Source organism: Lonsdalea britannica, assembly GCF_946477055.1.
Lineage (GTDB): Bacteria > Pseudomonadota > Gammaproteobacteria > Enterobacterales > Enterobacteriaceae > Lonsdalea > Lonsdalea britannica_A.
This window is the reverse complement of the sequence record NZ_CAMKXG010000196.1, coordinates 1-6,657: the sequence shown is the minus strand read 5'-3', so window position 1 is coordinate 6,657 and position 6,657 is coordinate 1. Positions and strand designations below refer to the sequence as shown.

Here is a 6,657-nt window from a genome sequence, read left to right as displayed (position 1 = left end):
TTCGCGGGAACAGCTGCAGCGGTTGTGGCAAGACGTGGCGCTCAGTCGGCGGGACTCTGAACCGCAGTTGGTGCTGGGGCCGTGGCAAGTCCGGCGTTTTCGCGATGGTTTATATGTTTTGCCGCAGTGGACGTCAGTCAGAGAGACTGTGTTGCGCTGGGACCCGGCGTCAGCGCCTCTGGCGCTTCCCTCAGAACTGGGAACGCTGGCATTAGGACCACAGGGAGTGTCGGTGCGCCGTCCCCATCCTGACGAAGCGGTCACAGTACGCTTTCACGCGCAAGGAACATTTCACATCGTCGGGCGCGAGCACGGACGTCAGTTAAAAAAGTTGTGGCAGGAGTTTGGCGTCGCACCCTGGATGAGAGATCGCACGCCGCTGATCTTCTACGGCGAACAGCTTATCGCGGCGGTAGGAACCTTTGTCACGCGTGAAGGGCGCCCTGAGTCGGAAGACGCCGCCTGGCGTATCGTCTGGCATCCTGCGTCTTCGTCGTCCTTGACGTGCTCTTGATATGAAAACGGACAACTTAGTTGTCCGTTTAATTGGCGAGATGAAGTTCGGTCAGGGTTCGCTAACCACGACTTTCCCTATTTCGGGATGACTGAAGCTGAGGATATGGTCAAGCCGCACTTCCCTGACGTGGCCCGCATCATCAAGCAGCAGATATTCGACGTGCTTGCGAGAGATAATGTCGCTGGCTTTCCCGGACACCACTTCACCGTTACGTAATTCCACCGTCAACGTCAGGTGCTGTTGGCAGGTGGCTTCAAGATTATCGTAATCATCACAATTGATGGGTTGATATTCATTACTCATTGACATAATCGCTCACCAATAAGTTAGCGGCGGCATAGGCCGCCTGTTCCCTGACTGAGGACGGCAAATCGCTATTTAGGGCAATCTGGTCCAGGGTTTTCAATACACAACCCAGTGCATCGGGTAGATAACCTAGGTTACCGCTGGCGATCTCTGTATAGAGACGACGTACTAATTCACCGTATTGTTGCACTATACCCTCCCTTAGAGCTCAGCCTGGTAGCCTTCATATTGACGTCACCGGAGGTATCAGCCTACGAAGAAATGAACGCTATCCTGCCAGCCGACTATAGCATAGGCATTTACTGGTTATCAGTATTATGCCTGAGGCGTCATACAAAACCCGGGGTGTGAGGCGCGGCAGTTCTCCAGTACACTGTCGGCCCAAACCAAGAGGTGAAACATGGCGTTAAAAGCAACGGTGTACAAAGCGGCGGTGAATATTGCCGATATGGATCGCCATTTTTTCCACGATGCGACGCTGACGATAGCGCAGCATCCGTCCGAAACCGACCAGCGGATGATGCTGCGGCTGCTGGCATGGATTTGCCACGCCGACGAGACATTGCGCTTTACGAAAGGTCTGTGTGCGGACAACGAGCCCGAAATCTGGCGGCACAGTGACGATCAGCAGATCGAACAATGGATCGAACTGGGATTGCCGGATGAGAAACGTTTGAAGAAAGCGTGCAGCTTGTCGCGCGAGGTAGTGCTGTATGCGTATAACGAGCGTGCGGCTCGAGTCTGGTGGCAGACCATGGCGGATAAAGCGGCGCAGCTCTCCCATCTGACGGTACGTTTTCTGGATGATAAACAGCTGATGCAGCTGACCACATTGGTCCGCCGTAATATGTCGCTGCAGGCCACATTGCAGGAAGGCACCATCTGGTTGTCAGACGATCAGAATCATCTGGAAGTCGTTTTTGATGACTGGCAAATCGCGCGGCAATAGGGATGATCGCTATTCAAACAGGCCATCCTTTCCTTCATTTCTGCGCAGAATGGGTGGCGGCGTAGAGTGCCGACATCACGTGGAGCTCACGCGAAACAGACCCCGAACGTAGGGAGTAACGCGCAGAAAAGTAGGGAGATTATGATGCATAAGCTGATCATCAGTGGTGTTTTGATGTTCGGTCTGTCGGGGCTCATCGGCTGTCATTCGTATCCGGCCGTTCAGTCTGAGTCATTGCAGCCGATGGCGCAGCATTATCGTGGCACGTTGCCCGATAGCCGAAATATTGCGCTGTATCTCGACGCCAACGGCAGCTTCGTTTTGAATACGCATGGCATTGAAGGCGAAGGGCATTTCCAGCGCCTGCGGGAAAAAGGTCATTGGCTGCGCACCGCGGATAAACTGGTGCTCACGAATACCCACGGTGGCAAGCGTTACTTTTTGGCTAAAAATAACGGTTTGACGGTACTGGATGAGCAGGGCCGTCCGCTGCTTTCCTCTCAGCAATACCACCTGCTTGCCGTAAACCCCGCGTAAAGCCAGAGTTGAGAAATTACAGGCTTACGGCAACGCATGTCCCTATGCGGATAGCGGTAAGCCACGGCGAGTGGGATAATGACTCTCTGACTCTCTGACTCTCTGACTCTCTGACTCTCTGACTCTCTGCCTTCCAAGCCTGTTGTTGGCTTCGCTCTACGCTGAGATTCCCTCTCTTTTCTCGCTCAAAGGTTTCCCCATCTCTTGGTTTCCTGCACCTGCGGGTTTCCGCGCCCCTGAACCATTAGCGCCCAAGCGGTTTGCCGATCTCTGTTCTGACGGGGACAGGTATGGAAATGGGAGATAACGAGTAACGGGCGATGTTGGTAAAGAGGCAAGTCACGGCCGCCTAGCGACGGCCGCGTGAGGGTTTGCTTTCGATTCAGAGCATCTTTTTCAACTGATAGAGCCAGTCAAGCGCCTGACGCGGAGTCAGCATATCGGGATCAAGCGTCTCCAGCGCTTCCATCGCGGCAGACGGCTCTTCGGGAGCCAGCAACATTAACTGGGCTCCGTCGATATGGCTGCTTGAAGCATTGTTGGACAGCGTTTCCAACTCTTTCAGCTTTTGGCGAGCGCGTTTGATCACGTCTTTCGGCACGCCGGCCAGCGCCGCGACCGCCAGACCGTAGCTCTTGCTGGCGGCCCCATCCTGCACGCTGTGCATAAAGGCGATGGTATCGCCGTGCTCCAACGCATCCAGATGGACATTGACGACGCCTTCCATTTTTTCCGGGAGGTTGGTCAGTTCGAAGTAGTGGGTGGCGAACAGCGTCATGGCTTTGATTTTGTTCGCCAGCGTTTCGGCGCACGACCAGGCCAGAGACAGTCCGTCGTACGTCGATGTCCCTCGGCCAATCTCATCCATCAGCACCAGACTTTGTTCCGTCGCGTTATGCAGAATATTGGCGGTCTCGGTCATTTCCACCATGAAGGTGGAGCGACCGGACGCCAGATCGTCCGCCGCGCCGACGCGGGTAAAAATGCGATCGACGGGGCCAATGACGGCCTGATCAGCCGGAACATAGCTGCCGATATGGGCCATCAGCACAATCAGCGCGGCCTGACGCATATAGGTACTTTTCCCGCCCATATTCGGACCGGTGATAATCAGCAGGCGACGCTGTGGGGACAGCGACAGCGGGTTGGCGATAAACGGCTCGCTGAGCACCTGCTCCACGACGGGGTGACGGCCGCCAGCGATCTTGATGCCGGGACGATCGCTCAGGGTTGGGCAGACATAGTTCAGCGTGTCCGCGCGCTCTGCCAGGTTGCTCAGGACGTCCAGCTCCGCCAGCGCGCTGGCGCTTTGCTGCAGCTCGGCCAGATGAGGAAGCAACAGATCGAACAACTGATCATAGAGCGCCTTCTCCAGCGCCAGCGCCTTGCCTTTCGAGGTGAGAACCTTGTCTTCGTACTCTTTCAGCTCTGGGATGATGTAGCGTTCGGCGTTTTTCAGCGTTTGGCGACGCACGTAGTGCATCGGCACCAGATGACTCTGTCCGCGGCTAACCTGAATGAAATAGCCGTGTACGCCGTTGAAACCGACTTTCAGCGTATCGATGCCAAGCTTTTCGCGTTCACGGATTTCTAGCTTGTCCAGATAGTCGGTGGCGCCTGCGGCAAGGCTGCGCCACTCGTCCAGCTCTTCATGGTAGCCGGTGGCGATAACGCCGCCGTCCCGCACCAGAACCGGCGGCGCTTCCACTACCGCGCGTTCCAGCAGATCGCGCAGCTCATCGAACTGACCTATCTGGTTGGCAAGCCGCTGAACTGCATCGGCGTCGACAGAAGACAGCAGGGCATGAATGTCCGGCAGCTGATGGAAAGCGTGACGCATTCTCGCCAGATCGCGCGGACGCGCCGTGCGCAGCGCCAGCCGCGCCAGAATACGCTCCAGATCGCCGACCTGACGCAGGAAAGGCTGTAATTCGAGGGCCAGATCTCGCAGCGCGCCGATGGCCTGCTGACGCTGCGTTAACGTCTGAACGTGACGGCTCGGCATGTGCACCCAGCGTTTTAGCATCCGGCTGCCCATCGGCGTCACGGTGCAGTCCAGTACGGCCGCTAGCGTATTTTCGGGGCCGCCGGACAGGTTTTGCGTCAGCTCCAGATTACGTCGCGTCGCTGCATCCATGATGATGCCGTCCTGCTGGCGCTCCATTGTGATGCTGCGAATATGCGGCAGCGAAGTGCGCTGAGTATCTTTGGCGTATTGAAGCAGACATCCGGCAGCCCGCAGTCCAAGCTTGGCCTGCTCGACGCCATAGCCCGTCAGGTCGCGCGTACCGAACTGTAGATTCAGCTGCTGGCGGGCCGTATCCAGTTCAAACTCCCACAGGGGACGGCGGCGCAGACCGTTGCGATGTTCAATCAGCGACATCAGTTCAAAGGTCTCGGGGTAGAGCAATTCAGCCGGATTGGTGCGCTGCAGTTCAGCGGCCATGCTTTCAGCATCGGTGGGTTCCGCCAGTCGAAAACGCCCTGAGCTGATGTCCAGCGTGGCATAACCAAATCCGCGACCGTCTTGCCAGATCGCCGCCAGCAGGTTGTCCTGACGCTCCTCAAGCAGCGCCTCGTCGCTAATCGTGCCTGGTGTGACGATGCGGACGACTTTGCGCTCTACCGGCCCTTTACTTAATGCAGGGTCGCCAATCTGTTCGCAGATGGCGACGGACTCGCCCAGCTGCACCAGCCGGGCCAGATAGTTTTCCACCGCATGATGGGGAACGCCCGCCATCGGGATAGGTTCTCCCGCCGAGGCGCCGCGTTTGGTTAATGAAATATCCAGCAGCTGCGATGCCCGCTTGGCGTCATCGTAGAACAGCTCGTAAAAATCGCCCATGCGGTAGAACAACAGGATTTCCGGATGTTCTGCTTTCAGCCTCAGGTACTGCTGCATCATGGGGGTGTGGCTATCGAGGTTGTCGGTGGTTTTCATGCGGTTATTTTCATAATCCATTGAATTTACGTTCGATTGTGATTTTTTTTGTTCTTGTAGGACATCACCGGTGTATCGCAGCCGTTCTGCTGAACGTATTGGTATTAAAGTCGTAAAGCGACGCCTGCATCTCTATCAGCGGGTCATCATAGCGGAGCGTGGTCGACAGGAAAACAGATCAACAAAACGTTCTCGCCCACGGCCAGCAATGTGATGAGTCTACAGGCTTAATCAGCGCTGACACGAACGGAAATAGCAGGCTGAGAAATCATCGGCGGCAACGGATTTCGCGACCTTTATTGAACGCTATACTAGCTCAGCGACCTGCAAACGGACATCGCTAAAAGCGGGAACCGTCCCGCAAACCTTGCGTGAAAAAACATGTTTGAATTCCACTACAAGCGTTCATCCGTAGTGAAGGGGGTCAGGATCAAAATGAAGACATTACTAACATCGCGATCTATTAATCAACGGGGAAAAGGTCAACAGACCTGATGTAACCCAGGAATTACCTGAGTAGGATGATCTTCACCTTTTACATGTGTTATTGTCGATATATCAATGACCTTCGATAAGTTCCTTACATGACTCAACTACACTATCGCCTGATACCGCTAGCTATTTTATTAGGATACTGTTTACACAGTCAGGCCGAAGTTCCGCTCCCAAGCAGCGCACTGAAGGATAATGCCGAAACTTTTGAGATAGCTTGCCCTGACAATCCCCAGCAGACCACTATTGATATGAATGATTGTATGGGCACAAAACGTGATGCAGTTAAGTCTGTCGAAGCGAAGTATGTAAGCACGGCACGTCAGCGTATTTCGGCAACAGAGGATAACCAGACCCTTAATGCCTTTGAGGCAGAAAATAAGGCGTGGGATATTCTGATTGATACAGCATCACATGCTACGGGTGTAGAGTGGCAGGGAGGCACCATTCGGGGGTTTAAAGCTGCTGACCGTGAAATAGCCCTGATTGAATTAAGGATTCATAACCAGTGGCAGAACTGGCTACGCTATGAAGACTCAACACCGCCGATACTACCGGAGCCACTGTTCCATGACGTCGAATGAAGTACTAAAAAACAGTGCGTGATACATCAATGTGCTGTGTGAGCTTTCCGGCGCGTTTACACTCTTACCCGTTACCTGTTGATTAACACAGATTGGTGTTAATAACGTCAGCTCCTGGCTCAGCGACTTGCCAACGGACACCGCTAAAAGCGGGAAGCGTCCCGCAAACCTTGCGTGAAACAACATGTTTGAATTCCACTACAAGCGTTCATCCGTAATGACGGGGTAGGGCGGCGACAGTGCAAAAGTAAAAAAGACAAAGCAGATTGAGGGAAGCTTGACGCGGCCATCGTCTGCAATGACTGCGCAGATTGTGAATATTGGGACTTTT

General features: G+C 54.6%; 7 protein-coding genes. 4 read left to right on the top strand and 3 right to left on the bottom strand.

Annotated elements, in window-relative coordinates; all coding sequences use genetic code 11:
- Positions 1-514, top strand: a 514-nt coding sequence (tilS, locus tag Q7O77_RS12820) for a tRNA lysidine(34) synthetase TilS (protein WP_304167914.1), incomplete at its 5' end; no start/stop codon positions are given.
- Positions 515-565: 51 nt separating this feature from the next.
- Here tilS and rof read toward each other — a convergent pair.
- Both rof and Q7O77_RS12810 read right to left on the bottom strand, forming a co-directional pair.
- Positions 566-826: a Rho-binding antiterminator gene (gene rof / locus Q7O77_RS12815; RefSeq protein ID WP_085653101.1), complete on the bottom strand. Its 261-nt coding sequence runs from the start codon at positions 824-826 to the stop codon at positions 566-568.
- Complete coding sequence (locus Q7O77_RS12810) at positions 813-1,013, bottom strand: YaeP family protein (RefSeq protein ID WP_304167909.1); 201 nt, start codon at positions 1,011-1,013, stop codon at positions 813-815. The genes rof and Q7O77_RS12810 overlap by 14 nt, the downstream gene beginning before the upstream one ends.
- Before the next feature lie 210 nt (positions 1,014-1,223).
- On the opposite strand from Q7O77_RS12810, the gene Q7O77_RS12805 reads away from it, so the two are divergent.
- Together Q7O77_RS12805 and Q7O77_RS12800 are read left to right on the top strand one after the other, a co-directional pair.
- Positions 1,224-1,772, top strand: coding sequence for a YaeQ family protein (locus Q7O77_RS12805; protein WP_085653099.1), 549 nt, complete (start codon positions 1,224-1,226; stop codon positions 1,770-1,772).
- A gap of 144 nt (positions 1,773-1,916) precedes the next feature.
- On the top strand, positions 1,917-2,309 hold the full coding sequence (locus tag Q7O77_RS12800) for a copper resistance protein NlpE N-terminal domain-containing protein (RefSeq protein WP_304167905.1): 393 nt from the start codon (positions 1,917-1,919) through the stop codon (positions 2,307-2,309).
- A 382-nt stretch (positions 2,310-2,691) separates the two neighbouring features.
- On the opposite strand, the gene mutS is transcribed toward Q7O77_RS12800, so the two are convergent.
- On the bottom strand, positions 2,692-5,250 hold the full coding sequence (gene mutS, locus Q7O77_RS12795) for a DNA mismatch repair protein MutS (protein ID WP_304167916.1): 2,559 nt from the start codon (positions 5,248-5,250) through the stop codon (positions 2,692-2,694).
- 584 nt (positions 5,251-5,834) lie between these two features.
- Between mutS and Q7O77_RS12790 the strand changes: the two genes are divergently transcribed.
- Positions 5,835-6,326 (top strand): lysozyme inhibitor LprI family protein, encoded by a 492-nt coding sequence (locus tag Q7O77_RS12790; protein ID WP_304167903.1) that lies wholly within the window; start codon positions 5,835-5,837, stop codon positions 6,324-6,326.
- Positions 6,327-6,657: the final 331 nt, after the last annotated feature.